This window comes from Desulfurispora sp. (assembly GCF_052744395.1).
Map to the genome: position 1 here is coordinate 1 of NZ_JBRAJI010000004.1, position 25786 is coordinate 25786.

A 25786-nucleotide genomic window follows, 5' to 3' on the forward strand; every position below is an offset into this window, starting at 1 on the left:
ACCGACATTGTCATGAAAGCCGCCTGCCGCATCTTCCAGCAGGACGCCCTCAAATTCCTGGGGTTAGACCTGCCTGCCATCATCGACCTGGCCCCCACCGCATTGCCCGTGCTGGAGGCAAAGGAGACCCGCACCGACTTCCTCTTCCAGCTGGCCGATGACAGCCTCCTGCACCTGGAATTCCAGACCACGGCCAGTATAGATGACCTGTACCGCTTCCTGCTTTACGACGCTCGCCTGGTCTACCACACCCGGAAAACCCTCCGCACCGTGGTCATCTACGCCGGGGAAATCAGCCGGGCTGCCGACACACTGCTTAAAGGTACGGTTGACTACCAGGTGCGCAACGTCTACCTGCACAACTACGACGGCGATGCTATCTACCAGCGGCTGCAGCAAAAAGCAGAAAAGGGCGAGCCCTTCACCCGGCAGGAAATGCTGGAGCTGATCTTCCTACCCCTCATGAAAAGCAGCGCCGGCCGTTCCGAAATGGCCATCAAAGCTGCTGAACTGGCTAAAGCTAACGAAATACCGGAAACGCCGTTCCTGCTGGGGGCAATAATTGCCATCAGCGACAAATTCATGGAGGAAAGCGCCAAGAGAAAACTTTTGGAGGTGCTCAAGATGACCAAGATTGAGCAATGGATTAGAGAAGAAGCCCGGGCGGAGGGCTGGATGCTGGGTAAGCAGGAGGGTATAGCCCAGGGCGAACTTAAAAAAGCGCGGGAAAACGCCCTGGCCGCCCTGCGCAAAGGATTAGACCCTCAACTGGTCAGCGAAATCACCGGCCTGCCTCTGGAAGAAGTGCTTAAGCTGCAAAAGAAGGCTGTGCATTAAAGCCCCGCTGGCAAACCACCGCTCACCCGGTGGTTTGCTTATTTTCAGGAGGTGAAATAAAACCAGAACACTTATTCATAAATCAAGCGGTTAAGCAGCCATAATAAACACGTAAATTTGTAGCCCTGGTCGGGTCGGCGCTCCTGGCCGAAAACCACTCAGCAGCGCGGCGGGCGCAGTACAGGTGCTGCTCCAGGTGCCGCACCACCTGGAGCAGTGTTACGCGCCCTGTACGGCTGGCTGGTAGACCGGCTGAAGAACACGGGCACTTACCGGCACTTGCCCCCACCGCCCCCTCCGGCAGCGGCCAGTTCAGGCTAGCGGCTTTTGCAACCAGGCCACCAGGGGCAGCTGGAACCTGTGTACAAACTCGGGATGGCGCGGTCTCACCCTTACGGTAAAGCCAATCACACCGGGTGGTACTTCCAGGATGCCGGCATAGCGGTACATCCCTTCCTCCAGCACGGCTTCCCGCTGCATGGGCTGGATGCGGCCCGGCACCAGGCTGTTGTCCTTGAGCCGCCCCCAGACCAGCTCCACCTGCACATCATCCGGAGCGATCTCGCCCAGATGGATCAGGGCCTGCACTGGCAGGCTATCGCCCGCGGCCAGCTGGCGGCCCTTTTCCACCCCCACTTCCACCGCCCGCACTTCCACCTGGTGCCAGCGAGAGCGCAGGTGCTCCTGGAAGGAAACCAGCTGCGCGGCCAGGTGATATTGATCCCGGGACAGCTTTTCACTGCGGTGCATGGCCGGCACATAATAGCGGGTGGTATATTCCTTGACCATGCGCACCGTGTTGAAATACGGGGCTATGCTGCGCAGGCTGTTTTTCATGTACTGGATCCAGCCCCGGGGTATCTGCTGTTCGCGGCTGTAATACAGGGGAATGATCTGGTTTTCCAGCACACTATACAGCGACAGGGCGTCCTGCAGGTCCTGGGCCTCTTCGGAGGGCAGCTCCTCCTCAGTCCCGATGGCAAAACCGTTCTGCCCGTTGTAGGCTTCCGGCCACCAGCCGTCCAGGATGCTGCAGTTGAGCAAACCGTTCAGAGCCGCTTTCATGCCGCTGGTACCGCTGGCCTCCTGGGGCCGGCGCGGGTTGTTCAGCCAAACATCCACCCCCCGCAGCATCTGCCGGGCCACATCAATATCGTAGTTTTCCAGAAACACGATTTTACCCCGGAAGGGCTCCTCCTCGGCCATATCGCAGACCAGCTTGATCAGTTCCTGGCCGGGATGATCGGCGGGATGGGCCTTGCCGGCAAAAACAATCTGCACCGGGCGTTCCGGATTGTTCAGCAGCCGGGCCAGCCGCTCCCGGTCCCTAAAGATCAGCGCGGCCCGCTTGTAGGTGGCAAAACGGCGGGCAAAGCCAATGGTCAGGGCGGCCGGACTGAGCAGTTCCTCGGCCTCCCGCAGGGCGGCCGCGGGAGCCAGATTGCGCAGCCGGTTCTGTTTAACTTTGCGCCGTACATAGGCGATAAAGCGCTCTTTCAGGTGGCAGTGCACCTGCCACAGCTGCTCGTCGGGAATTTCCAGCACCTTATCCCACAGGGAGGGATCGTCAAGGCGTTCCTGCCAGCCAGCACCCAGGTAGCGGCCCAGCAGTTCCTGCATTTCGGGGGCCATCCAGGTGCTCAAATGCACACCGTTGGTGATGTGCTCCACCGGCACCTCCTCGGCCGGCACATGGCCGAAAAAGCGCCGGAACATGGCCCGGGACACCGCACCGTGCAACCGGCTCACCCCGTTGCAGTAATCGGCCAGACGTAGAGCCAGCAGGGTCATGTTGAATGCGCAGGCCTGGCTGTCCCAGCCCAGCATGAGCAGTTCGTCCCGGCTCATGGCCAGTTCGGACGGCAGGTAGCCCAGATAATAGTCTATCATCTCGGCGCTGAAATAATCATGTCCGGCCGGTACCGGGGTGTGGGTGGTAAAAACCGTACAGGCCCGCACGGCCTGGATGGCCACCGGCGCCGCCAGACCCTGCACCACTTTTTCCCGCAAAAGTTCCAGGGTAAGAAAGGCCGAATGGCCCTCGTTGATATGGTAAACCGCCGGCTCAATATCCAGTTCGCGCAGGGCCCGCACTCCCCCGATGCCCAGCAGAATTTCCTGCATGATGCGGGTATCGCGGTTCCCGCCGTAGAGCTGGCCGGTGATCAGCCGGTCTTCGGCCCGGTTGCGCGGCACATCGCTGTCCAGCAGGTAGATTTTCACCCGGCCCACCTGCACTTCCCAGACCCGGGCAGACACCGTCCGGTCGGCCATCTGCACCGCCACAAACACTTCCGAACCATCGGCCCGCACCGCCGGCCGCACGGGCAGTTGGAAGAAGTTGTTTTCCGGATAGGTGGCCTCCTGGCGGTTTTCCCGGTTGATGCGCTGGGTGAAATAGCCGTGCCGGTACAAAAGCCCCACTCCCACAAAGGGCAGCCCCAGATCGCTGGCCGCTTTCAGATGGTCCCCGGCCAGCAACCCCAGACCGCCCGAGTAAATGGGATAGGACTCGTGCAGGCCGAATTCGGCGGAAAAATAGGCCACCGGCCGTCCGGCCAGTTCGGGATAGTGCCGGCTGTACCAGGTATCCCTTGTTTCCATATACCGCTGGAATTCTTCCCAGACCTGGCGGTACTGGCGCAGATACTCCGGGCTGGCCGCCGCCCGGTGGAGCTTTTCTTCTGCCACGCTCTGCAGGAAGAGCACCGGATTATGGTGCACCTGTGACCACAGTTCGGGGTCAATGTGCATAAACAGGTGACGCGCCCGGTCCTGCCAGCTGAACCAGAAATTATAAGCCAGAGTGTCCAGGCCGCTGATTTCTGCCGGCAAACGGGGCATGGCCGTGAGCATATAGTAGGAATACATCTCCTCACCCGCCCGGTTAAATTTTTTTTCTTCAATTTGCCCCGAAAAGCGCCCGCTCATGCACCCGCTGTACCGGCCGCATACCAGATGCACCATTACCTGCCGGCCCCGCCGGCGCATGAAAAAAGAATGCCGGCGCATAATATGCCTACCGGGGCATCACCGGCTGTGGCCGGCTGATGCACCCGTGTCAAAGAAACCCCCTGTACTGGCAGGGGGTTTCTGATTGGTTCAAGAAAAGCTGGCCAGGCCGACCGCCGGCCGGTAAAATAATGTTGTGGCAAGACCACAGGGAAACAGGGAAGGAGAGGCACAAATGACCGTAGAGCTGAAAACACCTTATCTGGTTGACGAACTGGTGGTTTACCTGGAAGGACCGCAGCGGGCCCGGGTGATTGACACCGACTGTCGCTGGGAACTGCTCACCACCCCCGACAGCTGCACCTGCTGCACCTTCCGCTTCGGCCGTTACCGGCAAAAGGATTTCGCCTGCCGGCATATCAAAGCCCTGCAGCAGGTGCTGCAGGGCTCCGGGGAAAGCGATAATTTGTAAGTCAGGCCAGACCCAGGAAATCCCGTACTGCCTGCACCATCCGGTCTTTCTCCACCACCCGCCGGTGCCGCACCGGCCGCTGCTCCAGATCGCGCAACCCCGCGGGCACGGTCAGACCGGTGTGGCGGACCAGCATTTCCAGCAAGTCAAACTCACTTTTACCCTGCACGGCCGCCTCACCCAGCAGGGCTCGGGCCACGCTGGCGTTGAACTTGCAGGGGCTGGCCGTAGAGAGCAGCACGGTGGGAGTGGAGTCGCCGGTCGCCTGCCGGTAATTTTCATACACAGCCAGGCCCACCGCGGTGTGGGTATCCAGGACATAACCGTACTGCCGGTAAGCCCGGGCTATGGTGTTAAGCGTTTGCCGGTCGTCGGCGTAATCCGACCAGAAAATCTGCCGCACCTGTTCCTGCACCCCGGCGGAAACGCTGTACAGACCCTCCCGCTGCAAAAGGCCCATCCAGGAGGCCACGGCACCACTGTCACCACCGCTCAAATGATACAACAGGCGTTCCAGATTGCTGGAAACCAGGATGTCCATGGAGGGGGAAAGGGTTTTATAAAAGGGCCGCCGCCGGTCATAGGTGCCGCTGCGCACAAAATCGGTCAGCACATTGTTGCTGTTGGCGGCGCAGATCAGTTTGTGCACGGGCAGGCCGGCCTCGCGGGCGTAGTAGCCGGCCAGGATATTGCCGAAGTTGCCCGTGGGCACCACAAAGTTCACCGGGGCACCGGGCGCCAGAGCACCTTTTTGCACCAGATCCAGATAAGCGCTGAAATAATAGACTATCTGCGGCACCAGGCGACCCCAGTTGATGGAATTGGCCGAGGAAAAGACAAAACCGGCCTGTTCCAGCTCGAACCGCAGCTGCGGGTCGGTAAAGATGGCCTTGACCCCGCTCTGGGCATCGTCAAAATTGCCCTGCACGGCCACCACACCCACATTGCGGCCTTCCTGGGTGACCATCTGCAGCCGCTGTACCTCGCTCACGCCCTGCTCCGGAAAGAACACCAGAATGCGGGTGCCGGGCACGTCTTTAAAGCCCTCCAGGGCCGCTTTGCCCGTATCGCCCGAAGTGGCCACCAGGATGACGCTTTCCTGCTCCCCACCGTTTTTGCGCCGGGCCAGGGGCAGAAAATAAGGCAGGATCTGCAGGGCCATATCTTTGAAGGCGCTGGTGGGGCCGTGCCACAGCTCCAGAACATACAGGCCGGGGGACAGTTCCACCACCGGAGCTACCTGCGGGTGGTCGAAGTTGCGCTGACTGTAGGCGTTTTCGGCACAGTAGGCCAGTTCCTCCCCGGTAAAGTCGGTCAGGTAGGCCCGCAGCACCTGCTGCGCCCGCCCGGCGTAGTCCAGCTCCTGCCAGGACAGGTAGTCCTCCAGCCGCACCGGCTCAAGGGGCACGAACAGCCCGCCGTCGGGCGCGATGCCAGCCTCAATGGCCCGGGCCGCGCTCACCGGGCCGCAGCCGCCGCGCGTACTGGCATATTGCATGGTTCTCCACCTTCCTCATCATGTAACATAATAACGTAAACTCGCGTGTGTGTTTTTTCCTGAACACGGCGGGTGTGTATCCTTCGCTCGCCCGAATTTCGTACCGGGCAGCACCGGCGGCTCGGTTGCGGGCGGGGCGGGCCGCCCCAGATTCGACATCGTGTCTCAGCTGGGGCTGGCGCGGACGTCCTGTCCGCGCCTCCCAGCCCGCAACCGCGCCCTCGCCGGGTGCTGCAACCGGTACTCCAGACGGGCTCGCTTAAGGCAAGACACCCCCGCCGGTATACACACAGAGGCTGCAATAATACCATTATGCCCCGGATGGGCCGGCCGCGCAAGATGACAAACTTTTGTTGGACTTTTCACTGATTAACTGATAGAATGTTGGCCAAAAGTTTTACCGCACCGGAGAAAGGTTGAACAACCCCATGAGCCAGGTAAAGATCATCACCGACAGCGCCGCCGACCTGCCCGCCGCACTGCAGCAGCAGTACGATGTGGAAGTGGTGCCGCTGTATGTCACCTTTGAGGACGGCCAGACCTATCTGGACGGCGTGGACATCAACCCGCAGCAATTTGCCCAAAAACTGCTGGCCAGCCGGGAACTGCCCAAAACCTCCCGGCCCAACCCGGAAACCTTTGCTCAATCTTTCCAGCGCGCCTTGAGCCACTACCGGGATGTCATCTATGTGGGCATCTCCTCCAAAATTAGCGGCACGGTGGAGAGCGCCCAGCTGGCCGCCCGCCAGTTCACCGAACGGGTGCACGTCTGGGATTCCCGCATGGGCTCGCTGGGCATCGGCATCCTGGCCCTGAAAGCGGCCGAACTGGCCCGGCAGGGTTTAAGCGCCGCCAGTGTGCTGGAGAGGCTGCAGCAATACCGCCAGGAGATGAACCTGATTTTCACCATGGACTCGCTGGAAAACCTGATCAAAGGCGGCCGGGTGAGCAGGCTGCCGGGATTTATCGGCAACCTGCTGGACATCAAGCCGGTGGGCATGGCCACTTTAGACGGGCAGATCAAGGTGCTAGAAAAGATCCGGGGCCGCAAGAAATCATTGCAGCGCCTGCTGCAGCTGGTGGAAGAACTGGGTAAGAACCTGCCCGACAAAATTGTGGGCATCACTCACCTGGACTGTCTGGAGGAGGCCCTGCAGCTGAAGGAGAGCATTCAAAACAAATTTGCCCCGCGGGATGTGCTGGTGGCCCCGGTGGGTTCCACCATCGGCACATACGGGGGCAAAGGCTGTATTGTCATCTCATTTTAATCCGACCGGCCTGGAGCAGCCGCCCACGAGTGCGCGGCTGTTTTTTTTGCTGTCCGCCATTTTAATAGCCGTAAAAGGAGTGGTAGTAGGAATCCAGATCCAGTTCCTCCACCGGTTCCTCCCCGGGCGTTTCGGGCGGCGGGTAGTCGTCGTCCCAGAAGTCCAGATCGTACAGGTAGCGCTCTTCCCTGCTCATGAAAGGCCTCCTTTGCATGGACGGTGATGTCGCCGGTGCGCTTTGCACCACGCGCCTTTATCCTTCCCCGCCCGGCGCCCGCTCATACACCCGGACCGGCCTCCCCGTGCATAATTTTGCGGATTACCGCCTGCCATGCTGCCGGCTCAGCTTTCCCCAGGCAGCGAAACCGTGGTCCGGGCCATCTCGGCCAGCTCACCGGCGTGGCGTTCGGCCAGCGCCACCAGCCGGCGATCCAGCTGACCGGCCCGGGCATTCAGGCTTAAAATATCCAGTGCCTTTTCCACCGGCATACCCGGCCGGTAGGGCCGGTCTTCCACCAGGGCGGCAAAGACATCGGCCACGGCCATCAGGCGGCAGCCGGTATCCAGCCGCCCGGCGTCCACCTTGAAGGGATAACCGTTGCCGTCCAGTTTTTCATGGTGAAAGGCGGCCCAGTCCCGGATGCGCTCCAGCTGGGGAACCTGGTTCAATATGTGATAGGTGTAATAAGTGTGCTGCTTGATCACGTCAAACTCGGCTTCGGTCAGCCGGCCCGGCTTTTCCAGAATGGACTCGGGCACGCTCAGCTTGCCCAGATCGTGCAGCAACCCGGCCAGGCGCACCTGCTGCACTTCCCGCTCCTCAAAGCCCAGCCCTTCGGCCAGCCGGGCAGCCACCGCCGCCACCAGGCGGGAATGGCGGTGGGTGAAGGGGCTTTTGGCGTCCACCACGGCACTGAAAATTTCCCCCAGGGCCAGCAGGCCCGCCAGGTTGATCTGCAGGGGCCAGCGCCGGATCTCCTGCTGCAGCAGCTCGCTCATGAAATATCCGGTGAGATCCAGCCAGAGACTTTCCCGCCGGGCCAGACGCGCAAACAGGCGCACCAGCTGCGGGTCAAAAACGCTGCCCGCCAGCTGGCTGACCTTGTCCACAATCTGCTGCTGGTAGTGCAGCACATAACCGTTTTGCAGCAGCACATCCACCCGATCGGCCAGGTGAATAATCCGGGCGGCCAGCGGAATGGCCTCCCCGGCCAGGCCGGAGGGGTTGTCCCTGCCATCCCAGCGGTCATGATGGGACAGCAACACCGGAGCCAGAGTGGTGCCCGTGGCCCGGTCCAGCAGCTGCAGCAGCACGGCGCCGCGCTGGCTGTGCCGGGCAGCCTGCTCCAGCTCAAACTGACCCAGGGTGGACTTATCCTGCCAGGTGCTGACCCCGGCATCGTGCACTATGGCGGCCTGATAGAGCAACAGGCACTGCTCCTCGGGCAGGCCCATCTCTTCAGCCAGGCGCAGCGCTAAAAGGGCCACCCGCTGGTGGTGGCGCAACAGGCCATGGCTGTGGAAGTCCATGGCCAGAGAAAGGGAAAAAAGCAGCTGGTTCAAATCCACTGTCAGCATTGGTGATCACCCGCTGCTTCATTCGCCATCCGGCACGCCAAATCCTTCCTGTCCGGGAAGGTCCAGCTTTGTATTCTGTAATTTATTTGTGCTATAATTGATTGTAATCTCCATAATATGGGAAGTGTTGTCCATGCCCGCCATCCTGGACCAAGGCGAAAAAATGCCCGTTCAAATCATTCTCTATCGCATTTATGATGTGGCCGAAGAAATCAACCTGACAGCGGCCCGCCAGCTGCTGGCGGACAGTCAGGTGGGCCGGATGCAGCTGGGCCGGGTGCGGCCCAAATCCATGCAGATCAAAAACCCGCCGCTTTTGATCAGTGCGGGGGAAGATACTATCGAGGCGGCCGGTCTGGCCTGCCGGGCCATCGGCAAGGCCAAGATTTTCGACCTGGGCGTGATCAGCCTGGCCCTGCGCCTGTACCCGGAAAAACACCTCACTTATTCGGAACTTCTGGAACTGGCCCTGGCCCTGCCGGAGAACGACCGGGTCGACGAACTGCTGGCCCGGCAGCTGGCCGAATTGCGCCACCTGTTGGATCCGGCCATGCACCGACCCGGCCGGCACGAATTCGTGGAGGACTACACGGTTTTTTGCTTTCCCCGCTGGCCGGCAGCATGGGATCCGGTACCGCTGCTGCTGGCGGAAAAAGAGCCACTCAGCCAGCAGACCCGCCAGCAGATTCTGGCCAATTCTTTTTCCTACGGGCCGGGCGACCTGGCCGTGCTCACCTGGGACAGCGCCCTGGTGGTGGATGACAGCGGCAGTTACGACATCCCCGACCTGCTGGAGTTTGCCAACATGCAACTGTTGGAACTGCGCTACTACGACAACCTGCTCAGCCGGGAAATGGACCGCATGTACCAGGAGATTGAAGATGCCGAACACTTTTCCGGGTTTGGACGGCGCCGTCGTTATCGCAAAATCATGAATCGACTGATGGAGCTGGTGGTGGACATCAGCGACATTCACGAAAAGATTCACAACTCGCTCAAGGTTACCGAGGACATCTTTTACGCCCGCGTGTACAGCGCCGCTTTGAGCATTTTCCGCACCCACAGCTGGGCGGCCAGCATCGACCGTAAAATTTCCCTGATCCAGCAGAGCTACGCCATGCTCAGCGATGAGCTGACCACCTGGCACTCCACCCTGCTGGAGCTGACCATAGTTTTCCTGATCCTGCTGGAGCTGATCCTGGGACTGGTCACCCTGCATGGTTAGCCGCTATGGAGCAACCGCCAGCCCAGCCCCAGGAGAGCCAGCAAAACCAGCACCAGTCCCACCGCGCTAACCGTCTGCCAGCGCTGTACCTTTCTCTCCAGCCGGTGCACCTGTTCCCACAGCATGGCCCGGCTTTCCTGGCAGAGCCGGTCGGCCTGCTCCAGCCTGTCTTCCAGACCGGCCATTTTTTGCCGGGCCGGCGCCAGCAAGCTCTGCTCTATGGTGCGGGCCAGTTCCTGCGCTTCCCGCCGCCAGTTTTCCCCGGACAAGTTCACCACCTCCCTGCTGCGGCCGGGATCAGTCCGCCGACCGGTCATATCCCCATAAGCATCGCTCTGCCGTGTCCGCCCCGGACATCCCGTGCGCTCAGGAACCGGCCTGGCTGATGGCATCGCGCAGTGCGGCCAGCAGCTGGCCGGGCATTTGCTGTATTTTTTCCTCCAGGCGCTGCAGGCGGCTCAGTATTTCCTGGAACTGCTCCTGCTGGCGAACCTGTTCGCTCTGCCACAGGCGCTGCAGATTTTTCTGCTCCTGCATGAGCGGCTCGGTAAACTTCTGCCTTGCTCCTTGAATGATCTCCCGCAACATTTTTTGCATTTGCTCCTCATGAGCGGCCATGTTCATCCCTCCAGAGCTTTTTTGATCATGTACAGGTAACGCAGGCTCAGCGCCTGCTGTTGTTCCTGCCAGGCCGCCATCAGCCGCTGCACCAGTTCCCGCTCCAGCTCTTTTTTCATTTCCCGACCGGTATACTGGCTGATTTCCCGCATCAGCCATTTTACGGACTCGTCAATCAACCGGGCCTGTTCCAACATCCTCACCTCCCTGTCCGGCGGCCCGCCCAAACAACCAGCGGCGCAAGGCGTTGATTCCGTCCGGCGCGGCGGCCTGCGGCCGGGCGGTGGAAATGATAAAAATGCGGGGTCGCCCTGCTGCATACCGCTGCAGCGGCAGTTGGTAACGCAGGTGGGCCGCCGCCCGCTCCAGTTCGCGCGGACCCAACAGATCGGCAAAGGTCAGGACATAGTGGCAGTTCATCCCGGTCAGTTCCCTGGATTCCAGAATGCGCCACAATGATGGCAGCCGGCCGGCCAGTACCTGGCGGGCGGAAACAAAAAGCAGACAGCAATTTGCCGCTGCCAGCCAGGTAGGCAACTGCCCGGTTACACTCCCCGGCCCCACCTGCTCGGGCCCATCCAGCCCGGGGGTGTCCACCAGCACCAGATTGTCCGGCCAGGCTGCGGGCACCACTATTTCCACCTTTTCCATCAGCCAGCCCAGCGGCCGGCTCACCAGCCTGCCCCACCCCGTACCGGGGTCAAGGCCGCCCGCCAGCAAATCTGCTGCTCCGGGCCGGACATACAGTGTCACCTCATGAGGAACGCCGGCCACACTGAGCCGGCCCGGCCGCTGCGCCGCCCCGGCAAGTCCGGCCAGACTGGCGCGCAAAGCCGCCAGGCGGTAGGCCGGCCAGGTTTCCACCCGGCTGCCGTAGCGCAGCGCAAAGCCGCCCCAGCAGGCTTCCAGAGCGGGTTCGGCCAGCAGGTCGGATAATGCCCGCAGCGCCGGACGGTAAATTTCCCCGCCCGCCAGCCCCATCCGGGCAATCTCAAAGCTCACCGCCTGCCGCAAGGCCAGGCGTACCTGCCATTCCGAACCGCTGCGCACTTCCACCGGACAGAGGGTGGTGGAGCGATCCTCCACCGGTAGGAGCTGCTTCCCCAGCAGAGCGTTGATAAAAGAGCTCTTCCCGCTGGAAAAAGGCCCCAGCAACAGCACCCGGTATGGATCGCCCGGCCGCCTGAGCGAAAGCGGCCGCGCTTTGTTACTGGCATCACCCGGTTTTTCCCCCCACCAGAACCTGTATTGACGGCGGGCAGCGCTGTCTGAACCGCAGCGCTGCAGCAGGCGCTCCTGCCAATTGCCAGCCTGCCGCCGGCAGTGTTGGATGAGCGCGGCAGCTTCCCTGATGCGTCGTGCTTCCTGCCACAGCTCCGCCCACCCGGACCAGCCGGCCACGCCGGCCGCCCGACTGCTTAGCTGGTGCCAGCGCCGCGCCAGCTGCCGGTCGCGCTCCAAACACTCTTTTTCCAGGCGCAGCAGCAGCGCTTTCACCAGGGCTCCCTGAACATAGCCAACCAGTTCACCTGCCTCCTGCGGATCGTGCAAATCCAGCGCCACCATCCGGCAGCGGCCCACCGGCCGGCGGCCCAGCATTTCCCGGGCAGCCGCCAGTCCGCTCTGCCGGTCGCCTCCCGCCTGCGTGTTCACCAGCACCAGCAGTTCCGGCGCTGCCGGCCCTACCGCCTGCTGCCAGCGGCATATTTGCTCCACCTCCGGCCAATCCGGCCCGCGGGCGTGCAGCACCAGCACCACCAGAGGGGAAGGTACAGCGGACAGCACTGGTTTGCTGTTTTCATCCGGCAGGCAGCTGCCTGCTTCCACCAGATGGCACAATTGGAGTAAAGCAGCCGGATGCCAGATCTGCAGCACATCCTGCCGGTCAAACCAGCGGCGCAGGGCCAGTGTCAACCCGGTCCCTGTGCTGATTTCCATTTCGCGCCGGCCTTTTTGGAGCACTGCCCGGAACTGCGGACCGTACCGGCAGATCACCTGGCCGTGCCCCCGGGGGCTGAAACCTGCGGGTAAAATATCTTCTCCCAGCAGTAAATTGCCCAGGGTGCTTTTGCCGCTCCCCACCGGTCCGCACAGGTACAGGGCCGGCCCGGACAAATCCGGCCAGAATTCCCGCAAAGCGCTGACCTGCTCCAGCAAATTGTCGCTGTACAATGGCCATCCCCCGTATCGGTTTTTTTATGGAAGATATATGTAGCAACCCGGGCTGATATGCCGCGGCAAATTTTTTCCGAAAACGGCAGGTATACCGACAAATTTGGAGAATTTATACTTAAAATCTTGCGCTCCGCCAGAGGCAAAATCACCGAAAGGTGATGACGCAAAGCCACGGGCCTAAAACACGCTCTGTCAGGGCAGCCGGGCTGCCGTTGCGCAATAACCTGTGGAGAGCAGCAGGGGAGGCAAAATGACGCTTGAGGGAGGAAGCTTTGCGGGCCAGTGTGCGCTGGGAAAAACCCGCCAGCCAGCAGCAAGCCGATACCGGCACCAACCAGTTAGTGGAACTGCGCCGGCAATTGATTGCCACCGGTTATAATGCCACCGAGGTGGATTACCTGATCAGCAGTGTGGCCGGAACGGCCAGTTTTCAGCAGATGGATCCGGCCACGCGCCAGAAGGTACGGCAGTTTATGGAAAACCAGCTCACCGTCGCCCGGGGTTGTCTGCAGCTGGTGAATAACGGTTCTTCACAACAATAACCTCTGCCAGTTTGGCGGGGGTTTTTGCTTTTACTCCGTCCCGTCGCCGGAGCCTGCAGCCCGCTCTCTTTCCCGCGGGGAAATGCAGCAGCATACCAGGCTGTACTGCTGGTTAAAAAAACCGGGCTGTTGCCCTGTCTGGCAACAGCCCGGTTTTACAAGGGTGTTGTTTGCCTGTTTTCTCACTTTTTGTCTGGACTAAACAGCGGAAAGCCGCCTGGTCAATTAAAGTCTGGTGAGCAGGGGACCAAGGATCAGGGAGATGGTGCCGGCCACCTTGATCAGCGGGTTCATGGCCGGGCCGGAAGTATCCTTGCAGGGGTCGCCCACGGTGTCGCCAATAACCGCCGCCTTGTGCGGATCGCTCTTCTTGCCGCCCAGATTGCCGGCCTCGATGTATTTCTTGGCGTTGTCCCAGGCGCCGCCAGCGTTGGCCAGGAAGAGGGCCAGCAGCACACCCACGGTGGTCAGGCCGCCCAGGAAACCAGCCAGCGCCTTGGCACCCAGACCGAAGCCCACCAGAATGGGCACTACCACAGCTACGATACCGGGGAAGATCATCTTGCCAATGGCCGCGCGGGTAGCAATGTCCACGCAGCGGGCGTAGTCGGGCTTGCCGGTGCCTTCCATAATGCCGGGGATTTCCCGGAACTGGCGGCGCACCTCGGCCACCATATCGAAGGCGGCTTCGCCCACGGCGCGCATGGTGCGGGCACCCACCAGGAAGGGTACGGCGCCGCCAATGAACACACCCACCAGCACCATGGGTTCGGTCAGGTTAACCACAAACTCTTCCAAACCAAACTTGTGCTTGACGCCATCCACATAGGCGCTGAACAGGGCCAGCGCGGTCAGGGCGGCGGAACCAATGGCAAAGCCCTTGGCGATGGCCGCAGTGGTGTTGCCCACAGCGTCCAGTTTGTCGGTTTTCTCCCGCACTTCCTTGGGCAGTTCGGCCATTTCAGCAATACCGCCCGCGTTGTCAGCCACCGGGCCGAAGGAGTCCATGGCCACCACCATGCCGGCAGTAGAGAGCATGCCCATGGCCGCCATGGCAATACCGTAAATGGCCCAGAGCGCGCCTTTATCGGCCGGAGCATAGGAGGAAACCGCCCAGAAGGCGAAGTAAATAGCCCCGGCAAAAACCAGCATGGGAATGAATACCGATTCCATACCCACGGCCAGACCGTGGATCACGTTGGTGGCCGGACCGGACTTGGAAGCCTCGGCAATTTTGATGGCCGGCGGCTTGTTGTTGGAGGTGTAATATTCAGTAAGATAACCAACCGCCACGTTAACAATCAGACCGGAGACCACGGCCAGGAACACGCCAAAGGCCACACCGCCGAATTTGCTGGTGTCGGCGAAAATGTTGCTGGCCAGGAAATAAGTACCGATAGCTGTCAGGATGTTGGTGGTCCACAGGCCCACGTTCAGAGCGGCCTGCGGGTTGCCGTCCTCACTGGTGCGCACGGTGAAGGTACCGATGATGGCGGCAATAATGCCGATGGCACCCACCAGCAGCGGGAAGATCACGCCCTCGAAGCCAAAGAGGGTGTTACCAATCAGCATGGCCGCAATGGTGGTGGCGGCATAGGACTCGAACAGGTCAGCGCCCATACCGGCGGTGTCGCCCACGTTGTCACCCACGTTGTCGGCAATGGTGGCCGGGTTGCGCGGGTCGTCCTCGGGAATACCGGCTTCCACTTTGCCCACCAGGTCGGCACCCACGTCGGCCGCCTTGGTGTAGATACCGCCGCCGACCCGGGCAAAGAAGGCGATAGCCGAAGCGCCAAAGGCAAAGCTGTTGATGATCAGCGGAGTCTTGAAGATGATGAACAGCACCGACACGCCCAGCAGGCCCAGACCGGCCACGGACAGACCCATCACGGCACCGGCCCGGAAGGAAACCTGCAGCGCCTTGCCCAGGCCATGGCTGCGGGCCGCTTCCGCTGTACGGGCGTTGGACTTGGTAGTACTGTTCATGCCCAGATAACCGGCGATGGCGGAACAAACGGCACCCACCAGGAAGGAGATGGCCGAAGCGCCGCCCACCGGCAGGTGGGAACCGGGCTGCTGAACTACAAAATACTTGGCCGCCCAGAGCAAGACGAAAATGATCAGTGCAAAGGGAATCAGCGTCTTGTACTGGCGGTTCATGTAAGCCATGGCGCCTTCCTGCACGGCTTCGGAAATCTGCTTCATTTTTTCCGTGCCCATGCTCTCCTTGAGCACCTGGGAAAGGGTGAACAAGGCGAACAGCAGGGCGAAGGCACCGGCCGCGGCCGCATAATAGGCCAGCGTCATATTGGTGTACTCCACTAGTTAAACCCTCCTCTTCCCTCATCAAGTTTTCAGTGCCACAAACCAAGCAGCAGTGATGTGACGGCAAACAACACCCCGATGAGCACCGTCAGTTTGGCCAAAAGCTCGTCCAACCCCTTTTTCTTGCCAAAGATGGTTTCCGCACCGCCGGCAATGGCCCCCAGGCCGGCACTGCGCCCGGACTGCAGCAGCACCACGGCAATCAATCCCAGAGCCACCAGCACGTGCAGGGCTGTGATCACACCCTGTAGCACCCCTTCACCTCCTTTACGGGCACCAGATAGCGCCATTTTGTCAAAATTTTCCGCCATATGTGCAGGGGGCATTCATATAGCAGTAATTATAACATGCAGAGAAAAAATTGACAATCGGTCGGGAGAAGAAGGTGAAAAGTCAAATTTGCCTCTTGACCGGTCGTTCACCTAGCGCAGGCAATACAGCGCCATCCGGCCGGGATAAACCGCCGCCTCGCCCAGTTCTTCCTCAATGCGCAGCAGCTGGTTATATTTGGCCACCCGGTCGGTGCGGGAGGGTGCGCCGGTTTTAATCAGGCCGGCATTGGTGGCCACCACCAGGTCGGCAATGGTGGTATCTTCGGTCTCGCCCGAGCGGTGGCTGACAATGGCTGTATAACCCGCTCGTTTGGCCATTTCTATGGCGGCCAGAGTTTCGGTGAGGGTGCCGATCTGGTTGACTTTGATCAATATGGAATTGGCAATGCCTTCCTTAATCCCGCGGGCCAGGCGCTCGGTGTTGGTCACAAACAGGTCGTCGCCCACCAGCTGGATTTTCCGCCCCAGCTTTTCTGTCAGCAGCTGCCAGCCGGACCAATCCTCCTCGGCCAGCCCGTCTTCAATGGTCAGTACGGGATATTTATCCACCAGAGCGGCGTAGTAATCCACCATTTCCGCCGCACTGCGCCGTTGCCCTTCCAGCAGGTAGGCCCCATCCTGATAGAGTTCGGTGGCAGCCACGTCCAGGGCCAGGGCGATGTCCCGGCCCGGCTCATAACCGGCCTGCCGGATGGCTTCCACTATCACGGCCAGGGCCGCTTCGTTGGAAGCCAGGTTGGGAGCAAAACCGCCCTCGTCGCCCACCGCGGTGCTCAGACCCCGCTTATGCAGCACTTTTTTCAGGGTGTGGAAAACCTCGGCCCCCATGCGCAGGGCTTCGGCGAAGCTGGCCGCCCCCACCGGCATGATCATGAATTCCTGAATGTCCACATTGTTGTCGGCATGCTTGCCGCCGTTCAATATGTTCATCATGGGTACGGGCAGCTGGTGGGCATAAACTCCGCCAATATACTGGTAGAAGGGCAGGCCCACCGCCGCAGCCGCCGCCCGAGCCGCGGCCAGAGAAACCCCCAGGATGGCGTTGGCGCCCAGCTTGCCCTTGTTGGGCGTACCGTCCAGTTCAATCAGGGTGCGGTCCAGGACAACCTGCTCGGTGGCATCCAGGCCCAGTATCTCCGGACCAAGCACACTGTTGACATTTTCCACGGCCTGCTGTACACCCTTGCCCAGGTAGCGACCGGCATCCCCGTCCCGCAGTTCCACCGCCTCGAAAGCACCGGTGGAAGCACCCGAGGGCACGGCCGCCCGCCCGATGGTACCATCTTCCAGAACTACCTCCACTTCTACAGTGGGATTGCCCCGCGAGTCCAGAATCTCCCTGGCCAGTACATCCATAATTGCTGTGGACATAAAGATAACCTCCCTGCATGAATATTAATTCAGGTATTACCTGCACAACAGCACCGTTTTCCCGGTGGCCCGCCCCTATTCTTCCAGCAGCAGGCTCTCCCCGGTCATCTCGGCTGGCTGTTCCAATCCCAGTATTTCCAGCATGGTGGGGGCAATATCCTCCAGCCGCCCACCCGGGCGCAGGCGCCGCCCCCGGTACGGTTCACCGATCAGGATAAAGGGCACCTGGTTGGTGGTATGCGCCGTCTGGGGGTGCTCCTGCTCGTCCAGCATCTGGTCAGCATTGCCGTGGTCAGCGGTGATGAGCGCGGTACCCCGTTTTTCCAGCACTGCCGGCACCACCCGGCCCAGGCACTCATCCACCGCTTCAATGGCCCGGATGGCCGCCGGCAGCACGCCAGTATGCCCCACCATATCGGCGTTGGCGTAGTTCATAATGATCACGCTGTACTTGTCCTCGGCCAGGCGGCGCAAAAACTCTTCGGTCACCTCGTAGGCGCTCATTTCGGGTTTCAAGTCATATGTGGCCACTTTGGGAGAAGGGATGAGCACCCGCTCCTCTTTCGGGTTGGGCGCTTCCACGCCCCCGTTGAAGAAAAAGGTTACATGGGCGTATTTTTCGGTCTCGGCCAGGCGCAGCTGCCACAGCCCGTGCCGGGCCAGCACCTCACCCAGCGTGTTGACGATGCGCTGCGGTTTGAAGGCGACGGGCGCGTCAATGGTTTTGTCGTACTGGGTCATGCAGACAAAGTGCACCTGGGGATGCTGCGGCCGGTTAAATCCGGTGAAGTCGCCGTCCACAAAAGCCCGGGTGATCTGCCGGGCCCGGTCGGGGCGGAAGTTGAAGAAAATCACCGCATCGCCTTCGCGCACGGTGGCCACACTACCATCCGGCTGTTCGATCACGGTGGGCTGAACAAATTCATCGGTTTCGCCCCGTTTATAGGCCTCGCTGATGGCCGCCCGGCCGCTGGTAGCTTTCAGCCCCTCGCCCAGCACCATGGCCCGGTAGGCCTTCTCGGTGCGCTCCCAGCGCTTGTCCCGGTCCATGGCATAGTAACGGCCCATAACGCTGGCCACCCGGCCGGTACCGGTCTGCTGCAGGTGGCCGGTCAGGGTGTCCATGTATTCCAGGGCACTGCTGGGCGGCACGTCCCGGCCGTCCAGGAAGCAGTGCACATAGACCTTGCTCAGCCCCTGCTGTTTGGCCAGGTCGATCAGGGCCAGCAGGTGCTCGAGGTGGCTGTGCACACCGCCGTCCGACAGAAGACCCATCAGGTGCAGGGAACTGTTGAACAGGCGCACGTGGTGGATGGCGCCCAGCAGGACGTCATTGCGGAAAAAGCCGCCCTGGCGGATTTCCCGACTGATGCGGGTGAGTTCCTGGTAGACGATGCGCCCGGCTCCGATGTTCAGGTGGCCCACTTCCGAGTTGCCCATCTGGCCGGCGGGCAGGCCCACGTCCTCGCCGCTGCAGATCAGGCTGGTCCAGGGGTACTGCTGATAGAAGCTGTCCATGTGGGGGGTGCGGGCCAGTTTGATGGCGTTGCCGTGGGTGTCGTTGCGGAGCCCCCAGCCGTCCAGGATGACCAGAACCAGGGGGCCTTGTTTGTCTGGCAAGGCTTTAGTCTCCTTTCCGAAACTTTGGATATCGGGCATATAATCCCGGCGAGCATGGACAATGCTCACCCTCAGCTGCCCACCGAATGGCACAACTGCTGGCAGCGCTTTTAGCCCAGCTTTTTGCGGGTGCGCATCCCTCACTCGCCCGAACTGCGCACCGGGCAGCACCGGCGGCTCAGCTGCAGGCGGTCCGGGCCGCCCCTGATTCGACCTCCTGTCTCAACAGGGGCTGGCGCGGACCTCCTGTCCGCGCCTCCCGGCCCGCTGCTGCAGCCTCGCCGGGTGCTGCATCCGGCGCTCCGGACGGGCTCGCTCGGGATTGGCGCACCCTATATGCCTGAACCGATGCAACAAAATACTTTTAACGCGCCGCCCGGACAATGGCCGCAAAGCCGGCCGCGTCCAGGCTGGCCCCGCCCACCAGGGCACCGTCCACATCGGCCTGTCCCAGCAGCTCGGCGGCGTTGCCCGCATTGACACTGCCCCCGTACAGGATGCGCACCGCCTGCGCCGCTGCGCCGCCAAAGAACTCACCCACCACCTGGCGAATGTAGGCGTTCACCTGCTGGGCATCGGCCGGCGAGGCGGTCTTGCCGGTACCAATAGCCCAGACCGGCTCGTAAGCGATCACCAGGCCGGCCACCTGCTGCGGCGTCAGCCCGGCCAGACCGCCGGCCAGCTGAATGCGAATGACCGCCTCGGTAACCCGGGCCTGGCGCTGTTCCAACAGCTCGCCCACGCAGAGGATGGGCACCAAACCGTACTGCAGGGCGGCCCGCACCTTGCGATTGATCAGGGCATCATCCTCAGCAAAGTACTGCCGCCGTTCCGAATGGCCCAGGATGACATAGCGGCAGCCCAGTTCGGCCAGCATGAGCGGGGATATTTCCCCCGTGTAGGCGCCCTTTTCTTCATAATGCATATTCTGCGCGCCCAGCACCAGGGAGGTATTCTGCACGCTCTCGGCCGCCGCGGCCAGGCTGGTAAAAGGCGGGCAAACGGCCACCTCGGCCGGCCCGCTGTAGCCGGAAAGCTCGTGCTGCAGCGCTCCCAGCAGTTCCCGGGTGCGGGCCGCGGTGTTGTGCATTTTCCAGTTGCCAGCAATCAGTGGTCTGCGCATGATCCGGCCTCCTCGATTATTTATCCTGCAACGCGGCTACGCCGGGCAGCTCTTTGCCTTCCAGGTATTCCAGGGAAGCTCCCCCGCCGGTGGAGATATGGCCGATCTTGTCCGCCACACCGGCTTTTTCCACCGCGGCCACCGAATCGCCGCCGCCCACCACGGTCAGGGCGTCGCTTTCAGCCAGGGCCCGGGCCACGGCAAAGGTACCGGCGGCAAAGGGGGCCATTTCAAAGACGCCCATGGGTCCGTTCCAGACCACGGTGCGGGCTTCCCGCACCGCCTGGCGGAATATTTCCGCACTGCGCGGGCCGATGTCCAGAGCCATATATTCGGCCGGCACGGCCTCCACCGGCACCACTTGCGGGGTGACATCGGGCCGGGCCGCTTCGGCCACCACCAGGTCCACGGGCAGCAGCACCCGCACCCCCTGGCCGGCGGCCTGCTCCAGCTGCTGGCGAGCCAGATCCACTTTGTCGGCCTCCAGCAGGGATTTACCCATGTGGTAACCCCGGACAGCCAGGAAGGTATTGGCCATACCCCCGCCGATGATCAGGGTATCCACTTTGCCCAGCAGGTTGTTGATCACGCCGATTTTATCACTGACCTTGGCTCCACCCAGAATGGCCACCAGCGGGCGACCGGGGTTTTCCAGCACGCGGCCCAGCATTTCCAGCTCCCGAGCCATCAGGAAGCCGGCCACCGCTGGCAGGTATCGGGTCACGCCCACAGTGGAGGCATGGGCCCGGTGGGCGGCGCCGAAGGCATCATTGACAAACACGTCGGCCAGGGAGGCCAGGCGGCGGGCGAAAACCTCGTCGTTTTTCTCTTCCTCCGGATAGAAGCGGACATTTTCCAGCAGCAGCACCTCGCCCGGCTGCATTTTTTCAATGGCGGCCTGAGGCTCGGGGCCCACGCAATCGTCCACCTTGTACACCCGGCAGGGCAGCAGTTCCCCCAAACGCCGGGCTACGGCATCCAAGCGGTAGCGCTCATCCACCTTGCCTTTGGGCCGGCCCAGGTGGGAAGCCAGGATCACTTTGGCCGGCTGGCGGAGCAAATATTCAATGGTGGGCAGGGCAGCCCGGATGCGGGTATCGTCGGTGATATTGCCCTCGGAATCGCGGGGCACATTGAAGTCCACCCGCACCAGCACCCGCTTGCCGGATAAGTCCACATCGTGCAGCGTCTTCTTGGCCATATTACCTCACCCTTCATAATTTTCTAAATAATAGCAGCAAAACCGGCCTGTCGCGGCCGGTTTTCTGGTTTCCGGAACAGGAACCGGTATTATTTTGTTACAAACCGCGCCGGGCCATGTATGCCACCAGATCCAGCACCCGGTTGGCATAGCCCCACTCGTTGTCGTACCAGGCCACAACTTTTACCAGCCCCTCCCTGGTCACCATAGTCAGGGGTGCATCCACAATACAGCTGTGACTGTCGCCAATGTAATCGGTGGAAACCAGCGGCAGCTCGCTGTAGGCCATGATGCCGCGCATACTGGTGGCGGCCGCCTCTTTCAGGGCGCCGTTCACATCCTCCCGGCTGGCTGGCCGGGCCAGGCTGACCGTCAGGTCCACCACGCTCACATCGGGTGTGGGCACGCGCATGGCGAAGCCATTTAAGCGCCCCTTCAGTTCGGGCAGCACCAGGGCCACGGCTTTGGCCGCCCCGGTGGTGGTGGGGATAATGCTCATCATTCCCGAGCGGCCCCGCCGCATGTCGCGGTGCGGCATGTCCAGAATCTGCTGGTCGTTGGTCACCGCGTGCACGGTGGTCATCAGTCCGGTCACAATCCCGAAATGGTCATGCAAAACCTTGGCCAGAGGAGCCAGGCAGTTGGTGGTGCAGGAGGCGTTGGAGACCACATGATGCACGGCCGGATCATACATGTGCTGGTTTACCCCCATGACCACCGTCAGCGCCTCGCCTTTAGCCGGAGCGGTGAGCACCACTTTCTTTGCTCCCGCCGTGAAATGGGCCGCCGCCGCTTCCGGGTTGTTGAACTTGCCCGTGGACTCCACGGCGATGTCCACCCCCAGCTGCCGCCAGGGCAGGCTGGCCGGATCGGCTTCCGCCAGGACCTTTATTTTCCTTCCCCCAATGCATATTATATCATTTTCGCCACAAACATCCAGATCCAATTTACCATGCACAGAATCATATTTGAGCGTATGGGCCAAACGGGCCGCGTAGTCCTCGCCGGCCGGCAGGCGGCGGGATTTGTGGTTGATCGCCACCACATTTATATCATCGCGCTGCAAAGCCGCCCGCAGCACGCAGCGTCCGATACGTCCGAAACCATTGATGCCCAGGTTCACAGCCATTATAGATGCACTCCTTTCCAGTTTTACAGTAATTATTATACACTAATCAATTAATTGTGTTACTCTTTTTAATATGCATATTCCACATTAAAGGGTATATTCCTGCTTTATCAGCAGATTATTTTTCCATGAAGGCATAAAAAAACACCGCCGGCTAGTAGCGGCGGCGCATGCGGATGGGCGGGATGCCCAGTTCATCGCGGTATTTGGCTACGGTACGGCGGGATATTTTTATGCCGCGGTTTTGGAAAATCTCGGCGATAGTCTGGTCATTGTAGGGGCGGCGCGGATCCTCGGCGGCTACCAGCTCTTTGAGCATCTTCTTGATGCTCTCCGCCGAGGTGGACACCCCGGTTCCCATGGTATTGCCCAGCCCGGTGCTGAAGAAATATTTCATTTCAAAGACACCCCGGGGCGTCTGGATGTACTTGTTGGAAGTGGCCCGGCTGACAGTGGATTCGTGCAGTCCCACCATCTCGGCCACTTTTTTTAAATTAAGGGGCTTTAAATATTTGACCCCGTAATCCAGAAAATCCCGCTGCAATTCCACCAGACAACTGGCGACCTTGTATAGCGTCATGCGGCGCTGTTCAATGCTGCGCAGCAGCCAGGCCGCAGCATTCAGCTTGCTCTCCACATAGCGCCGGGTTTTATCGTCGTAATCCCGTCCGGATTGCAGTACTGAACGGTAGGTCTGGTTGATGGTCAGGCGGGGCAACGCGGTATCGTTGATCAGGATGATGTAGTCGCCCCCCACTTTTTCCAGCACCACATCGGGCACCACATAGCGCACGTCACCGCTGGAGGGGAAATTGCGCCCCGGCTTGGGCTCCAGACTGCGGATCAAATCCACCGCCCGCTGCACTTCCTGCACGGGTACGTCCAGCTGGCCGGCTATGCGCATCAACTTGCCCCGGGCCAGGTCGTCCAGGTGGTGGCGCACAATCCGGCCGGCCAGTCCCTGGTCCTGCCCCCGCTGGCGCAGTTGAATCAGCAGACATTCGGCCAGATCGCGCGCTCCAATCCCGGGAGGATCGAAGCTCTGCAGCACGGCCAGCGCCTCCTCCACCTGGCCGGGTACGGTACCCAGGATGGCGGCTGCTTCGGCCAAGGATATGCGCAGGTAACCCCGCCCATCCAGGTTGCCAATTAGAAAACTGATGATACAGCGTAACCGGGGGCCACAGGGGGTCATGTTCAACTGCCAGTGCAGGTGCTCCTGCATGGTGGGTTCCCGGCTGACGTAGTTTTCATATGAATATTCTTCTTCATTGTGACTTTTCTCAATTTTCACATATCCAAGATCGCTGCTATCCTGGAAATACTCCTGCCAGTCCCAATCGCCGGTTTTTTCCCCGGCCGCGTCCTCTGCCCGGGCTGCTGCTGTTTCCTCCCGCCCGGCCAAAAGCTCATCTTTTTCCTCCTCTTCGCTGATCTCCAGCAAGGGGTTCTCCTGCAACTGCTGCTGGATGTAAGTTTCCAGCTCCAGGGAGGAGAGCTGCAGGATGGCAATGGCCTGGCGCAACTCGGGGGTCATGATCAGTTTTTGGGTCTGTTCCACATTGAGACCAAATCCAATCCGCATCCTATCACTCCTTGCCGGCGGCCGACCAGGACCGGTATCTTAACCGGAGGTGCCCTGCCGCAGTTGCCGGGCGATTTGCTCTATTTTACGCAGACGGTGGTTGATGCCGGAACGCCCCAGGCGCGGCTGGCTCATTTCGGCCAGTTCCCGCAGACTGGCATCGGGATGGCTGATCCTGAGCCGGGCGGTTTGGCGCAGGGCCTCCGGAAGTTTATCTAGACCGATGGTGCTTTCAATAAGTTTAATATCCTCCACCTGCTTGACCGCTGCCTGCACCGTCTTGTTCAGGTTGGCGGTTTCGCAGTTCACCAGGCGGTTGACATGGTTGCGCATGTCCTTCATGACCCGTTTGTTTTCAAACTCCAACAGAGCGGCGTGGGCACCCATAATGCTCAGGCAGGCGGCAATTTGCTCGCTTTCCTTCAGGTAAACCACAAACCAGCCCTTGCGGGTGCTGACCCGGGCCTCCAGGCCGCAGCGCTTCATCAGAGCCGCCAGAGTGAGGGCATGCTTTTCGTTGTTACTGATGACCTCCAGGTGGTAAGTGGTCCCGGGGTGGTTCACCGACCCGCCGGCCATGAAGGCGCCGCGCAGGTAAGCCCGCCGGCAGCAGTCGCGGCGCAGGATGGACGGTGGCACTTTTTCCTGCAGCATTCCGTCCGGTGTCAGCAGTCCCAGGGTTTCCAGCACCGGAACGGCCTGTTCGGAAGAGACCACCACCTGGTAGATATTGTTTTTGCGCAGGCGGGTCTGGCGCTGTACCAGCACCCGGGGCTGTACATCAAAGAGTTCTTTGAGCAGCGTGAAGATGCGCCTGGCCACGGCGGCGTTTTCGTTGACCAGTTGCAGGGTGATCTGCTGGCGGCTTATTTTCAGCGTGCCGTCCAGTCTGGCCAGCGCAGCCAGTTCGGCCCGCCGACAGCAGGGCGGGCCGGGCGAGATGCGGGCCAGTTCGTTTTTGGTCAGATGAGAGAAGGACATGGGACTTCACCACTCGCAAATATTATACCACAAAGCGGAGAATAAACACAGCCTTTTCAGTATCTTCATAAAGTTTACTGAAAAGGCTGTGTATGCTTAATAATACCGCAACAGCTCGTGTACAAACTTGTCCCGGGAGTAATCCCCCCGGATGCGGATGCGCTTTAAGCGATACGGCGCGTCGTCGGGCGCGGCCAGGCCCTGCTCTGTGGTCACGGCGACCCGGTAACCGGCCGCTGCGGCCTGCCGTATAGTTTCCTCATTATAACTACCATAGGGGTAGCAGAGCACCTCCAGCGGCCGGCCCAGGTGCTGTTCCAGGATCTCCTTGCTGCGCCGGAGTTGCTCAGCTTGCTGACCGGCTGGCAGTTCAGCCAGGTGAGGGTGGCTGAGCGTGTGCGAGCCGATGGTGATACCGGCCCGCTGCATTTTTTTGATCTCCTCCCAGCCCATCATCACATTGCGCGGCTGGCGCACCGGGTAATCGAAGGAGTTGATCCCTCCCACTGTACCGGCCACCACAAAAACCGTGGCGGTAAAGCCGTGCTGCTGCAGGATGGGCAGGGCCCAGGTGTAGTTGTCCAGGTAACCGTCATCAAAGGTGATCACCACGGGCCGGGGGGGCAGTTTTTTTTCGCCCCGCCAGGCATCCAGCACATCGGTCAGGCCGACGGTGTGATAACCGTGGCGGGCCAGAAATTCCATCTGCCAGGCAAATTTGTCCGGCGGCACGCGCAGGCCCAGCCCCCCGGTGCGCGGGTCCGGGTTGACCTTGTGGTACATCAGCACGGGTACGGGCACGGGCCGGGGCTCGCTTTTGCCCCCGGCTACAGCGGGCGGATATTTTTCAAAAAGGGCCAGAGTCAGTTTGTAGCGGGCGTCGTGGTAGGCCACGTGGGCCACGGCGGCCGCCAGGAAAACCAAGCTGACCAGGGCCAGCAGCACTCTTTTGAC

General features: G+C 60.9%; 23 protein-coding genes and 1 riboswitch. Of the genes, 5 read left to right on the forward strand and 18 right to left on the reverse strand.

The genetic code is table 11. The features are described 5' to 3' along the window. Positions 1-837: hypothetical protein (locus tag ACUVTU_RS01750; protein WP_445888242.1), on the forward strand; the 837-nt coding region annotated here is incomplete at its 5' end. A 312-nt stretch (positions 838-1149) separates the two neighbouring features. Here the strand turns inward: ACUVTU_RS01750 and glgP are convergent. Continuing rightward, on the reverse strand, positions 1150-3708 hold the full coding sequence (gene glgP, locus ACUVTU_RS01755; RefSeq protein WP_445888309.1) for an alpha-glucan family phosphorylase: 2559 nt from the start codon (positions 3706-3708) through the stop codon (positions 1150-1152). 316 nt (positions 3709-4024) lie between these two features. Between glgP and ACUVTU_RS01760 the strand changes: the two genes are divergently transcribed. Further along, positions 4025-4261: a hypothetical protein gene (locus ACUVTU_RS01760; protein ID WP_445888243.1), complete on the forward strand. Its 237-nt coding sequence runs from the start codon at positions 4025-4027 to the stop codon at positions 4259-4261. A gap of 1 nt (position 4262) precedes the next feature. Here ACUVTU_RS01760 and thrC read toward each other — a convergent pair whose 3' ends face one another. After that, a complete protein-coding gene (thrC, locus tag ACUVTU_RS01765) occupies positions 4263-5759 on the reverse strand; it encodes a threonine synthase (RefSeq protein ID WP_445888244.1) in 1497 nt (498 codons plus the stop codon). 428 nt (positions 5760-6187) lie between these two features. On the opposite strand from thrC, the gene ACUVTU_RS01770 reads away from it, so the two are divergent. Beyond that, positions 6188-7027: a DegV family protein gene (locus tag ACUVTU_RS01770; protein ID WP_445888245.1), complete on the forward strand. Its 840-nt coding sequence runs from the start codon at positions 6188-6190 to the stop codon at positions 7025-7027. Positions 7028-7088: 61 nt separating this feature from the next. Here the strand turns inward: ACUVTU_RS01770 and ACUVTU_RS01775 are convergent, their stop codons facing one another. Then, positions 7089-7223 (reverse strand): hypothetical protein, encoded by a 135-nt coding sequence (locus ACUVTU_RS01775; RefSeq protein ID WP_445888246.1) that lies wholly within the window; start codon positions 7221-7223, stop codon positions 7089-7091. Between the two features lie 146 nt (positions 7224-7369). Further along, the gene (locus tag ACUVTU_RS01780; RefSeq protein ID WP_445888247.1) at positions 7370-8605 is read right to left on the reverse strand and encodes an HD domain-containing phosphohydrolase; all 1236 of its coding nucleotides are present in this window, start codon (positions 8603-8605) and stop codon (positions 7370-7372) included. A gap of 133 nt (positions 8606-8738) precedes the next feature. Between ACUVTU_RS01780 and ACUVTU_RS01785 the strand changes: the two genes are divergently transcribed. Next, complete coding sequence (locus ACUVTU_RS01785; protein ID WP_445888248.1) at positions 8739-9830, forward strand: hypothetical protein; 1092 nt, start codon at positions 8739-8741, stop codon at positions 9828-9830. Here the strand turns inward: ACUVTU_RS01785 and ACUVTU_RS01790 are convergent. The 4 genes from ACUVTU_RS01790 to ACUVTU_RS01805 form a co-directional block, all read right to left on the reverse strand. After that, on the reverse strand, positions 9827-10099 hold the full coding sequence (locus tag ACUVTU_RS01790) for a hypothetical protein (RefSeq protein ID WP_445888249.1): 273 nt from the start codon (positions 10097-10099) through the stop codon (positions 9827-9829). The two genes, ACUVTU_RS01785 and ACUVTU_RS01790, sit on opposite strands and share 4 nt — an antisense overlap. Before the next feature lie 97 nt (positions 10100-10196). Continuing rightward, positions 10197-10448, reverse strand: a complete 252-nt coding sequence (locus ACUVTU_RS01795; RefSeq protein ID WP_445888250.1) for a hypothetical protein — start codon at positions 10446-10448, stop codon at positions 10197-10199. 2 nt (positions 10449-10450) lie between these two features. Continuing rightward, complete coding sequence (locus ACUVTU_RS01800) at positions 10451-10645, reverse strand: hypothetical protein (RefSeq protein WP_445888251.1); 195 nt, start codon at positions 10643-10645, stop codon at positions 10451-10453. Continuing rightward, a complete protein-coding gene (locus tag ACUVTU_RS01805) occupies positions 10620-12620 on the reverse strand; it encodes a dynamin family protein (RefSeq protein WP_445888252.1) in 2001 nt (666 codons plus the stop codon). The genes ACUVTU_RS01800 and ACUVTU_RS01805 overlap by 26 nt, the downstream gene beginning before the upstream one ends. Positions 12621-12751: 131 nt before the next feature. After that, positions 12752-12837: riboswitch (cyclic di-GMP riboswitch) on the forward strand. Between the two features lie 43 nt (positions 12838-12880). On the opposite strand from ACUVTU_RS01805, the gene ACUVTU_RS01810 reads away from it, so the two are divergent. Beyond that, the gene (locus ACUVTU_RS01810) at positions 12881-13165 is read left to right on the forward strand and encodes a hypothetical protein (RefSeq protein WP_445888253.1); all 285 of its coding nucleotides are present in this window, start codon (positions 12881-12883) and stop codon (positions 13163-13165) included. Between the two features lie 225 nt (positions 13166-13390). On the opposite strand, the gene ACUVTU_RS01815 is transcribed toward ACUVTU_RS01810, so the two are convergent. The 10 genes from ACUVTU_RS01815 to ACUVTU_RS01860 all read right to left on the reverse strand — a co-directional run bounded on the left by ACUVTU_RS01815 (position 13391) and on the right by ACUVTU_RS01860 (position 25777). After that, positions 13391-15472, reverse strand: coding sequence for a sodium-translocating pyrophosphatase (locus ACUVTU_RS01815; protein WP_445888310.1), 2082 nt, complete (start codon positions 15470-15472; stop codon positions 13391-13393). Between the two features lie 47 nt (positions 15473-15519). Continuing rightward, complete coding sequence (gene secG, locus ACUVTU_RS01820) at positions 15520-15744, reverse strand: preprotein translocase subunit SecG (protein WP_445888254.1); 225 nt, start codon at positions 15742-15744, stop codon at positions 15520-15522. Positions 15745-15912: 168 nt separating this feature from the next. Then, positions 15913-17193, reverse strand: a complete 1281-nt coding sequence (gene eno, locus ACUVTU_RS01825) for a phosphopyruvate hydratase (RefSeq protein ID WP_445888255.1) — start codon at positions 17191-17193, stop codon at positions 15913-15915. Between the two features lie 75 nt (positions 17194-17268). Then, positions 17269-18813, reverse strand: coding sequence for a 2,3-bisphosphoglycerate-independent phosphoglycerate mutase (gene gpmI / locus ACUVTU_RS01830; protein WP_445888256.1), 1545 nt, complete (start codon positions 18811-18813; stop codon positions 17269-17271). Positions 18814-19177: 364 nt separating this feature from the next. Next, positions 19178-19936 (reverse strand): triose-phosphate isomerase, encoded by a 759-nt coding sequence (gene tpiA, locus ACUVTU_RS01835; RefSeq protein WP_445888257.1) that lies wholly within the window; start codon positions 19934-19936, stop codon positions 19178-19180. Between the two features lie 16 nt (positions 19937-19952). Then, positions 19953-21137 carry a phosphoglycerate kinase gene (locus ACUVTU_RS01840; RefSeq protein WP_445888258.1) on the reverse strand — a complete coding sequence of 395 codons (1185 nt, stop codon included), beginning with the start codon at positions 21135-21137 and terminating at the stop codon, positions 19953-19955. A 97-nt stretch (positions 21138-21234) separates the two neighbouring features. Continuing rightward, a complete protein-coding gene (gap, locus tag ACUVTU_RS01845) occupies positions 21235-22266 on the reverse strand; it encodes a type I glyceraldehyde-3-phosphate dehydrogenase (protein ID WP_445888259.1) in 1032 nt (343 codons plus the stop codon). A gap of 154 nt (positions 22267-22420) precedes the next feature. After that, positions 22421-23851, reverse strand: coding sequence for an RNA polymerase factor sigma-54 (gene rpoN, locus ACUVTU_RS01850; protein WP_445888260.1), 1431 nt, complete (start codon positions 23849-23851; stop codon positions 22421-22423). Between the two features lie 39 nt (positions 23852-23890). Further along, a complete protein-coding gene (gene whiA / locus ACUVTU_RS01855; RefSeq protein WP_445888261.1) occupies positions 23891-24832 on the reverse strand; it encodes a DNA-binding protein WhiA in 942 nt (313 codons plus the stop codon). 96 nt (positions 24833-24928) lie between these two features. Further along, positions 24929-25777: a polysaccharide deacetylase family protein gene (locus ACUVTU_RS01860; RefSeq protein WP_445888262.1), complete on the reverse strand. Its 849-nt coding sequence runs from the start codon at positions 25775-25777 to the stop codon at positions 24929-24931. Positions 25778-25786 lie beyond the last annotated feature (9 nt).

Excerpts from the sequence above, each read along its gene's own strand:
- glgP (WP_445888309.1), bottom strand. The coding sequence starts at position 3,708 with ATGTATTCCTACTATATGCTCACGGCCATGCCCCGTTTGCCGGCAGAA.
- ACUVTU_RS01760 (WP_445888243.1), top strand. The coding sequence starts at position 4,025 with ATGACCGTAGAGCTGAAAACACCTTATCTGGTTGACGAACTGGTGGTT.
- thrC (WP_445888244.1), bottom strand. The coding sequence starts at position 5,759 with ATGCAATATGCCAGTACGCGCGGCGGCTGCGGCCCGGTGAGCGCGGCC.
- ACUVTU_RS01770 (WP_445888245.1), top strand. The coding sequence starts at position 6,188 with ATGAGCCAGGTAAAGATCATCACCGACAGCGCCGCCGACCTGCCCGCC.
- ACUVTU_RS01775 (WP_445888246.1), bottom strand. The coding sequence starts at position 7,223 with ATGAGCAGGGAAGAGCGCTACCTGTACGATCTGGACTTCTGGGACGAC.
- ACUVTU_RS01780 (WP_445888247.1), bottom strand. The coding sequence starts at position 8,605 with ATGCTGACAGTGGATTTGAACCAGCTGCTTTTTTCCCTTTCTCTGGCC.
- ACUVTU_RS01785 (WP_445888248.1), top strand. The coding sequence starts at position 8,739 with ATGCCCGCCATCCTGGACCAAGGCGAAAAAATGCCCGTTCAAATCATT.
- ACUVTU_RS01795 (WP_445888250.1), bottom strand. The coding sequence starts at position 10,448 with ATGGCCGCTCATGAGGAGCAAATGCAAAAAATGTTGCGGGAGATCATT.
- ACUVTU_RS01800 (WP_445888251.1), bottom strand. The coding sequence starts at position 10,645 with ATGTTGGAACAGGCCCGGTTGATTGACGAGTCCGTAAAATGGCTGATG.
- ACUVTU_RS01815 (WP_445888310.1), bottom strand. The coding sequence starts at position 15,472 with ATGACGCTGGCCTATTATGCGGCCGCGGCCGGTGCCTTCGCCCTGCTG.
- eno (WP_445888255.1), bottom strand. The coding sequence starts at position 17,193 with ATGTCCACAGCAATTATGGATGTACTGGCCAGGGAGATTCTGGACTCG.
- tpiA (WP_445888257.1), bottom strand. The coding sequence starts at position 19,936 with ATGCGCAGACCACTGATTGCTGGCAACTGGAAAATGCACAACACCGCG.
- ACUVTU_RS01840 (WP_445888258.1), bottom strand. The coding sequence starts at position 21,137 with ATGGCCAAGAAGACGCTGCACGATGTGGACTTATCCGGCAAGCGGGTG.
- gap (WP_445888259.1), bottom strand. The coding sequence starts at position 22,266 with ATGGCTGTGAACCTGGGCATCAATGGTTTCGGACGTATCGGACGCTGC.
- rpoN (WP_445888260.1), bottom strand. The coding sequence starts at position 23,851 with ATGCGGATTGGATTTGGTCTCAATGTGGAACAGACCCAAAAACTGATC.
- whiA (WP_445888261.1), bottom strand. The coding sequence starts at position 24,832 with ATGTCCTTCTCTCATCTGACCAAAAACGAACTGGCCCGCATCTCGCCC.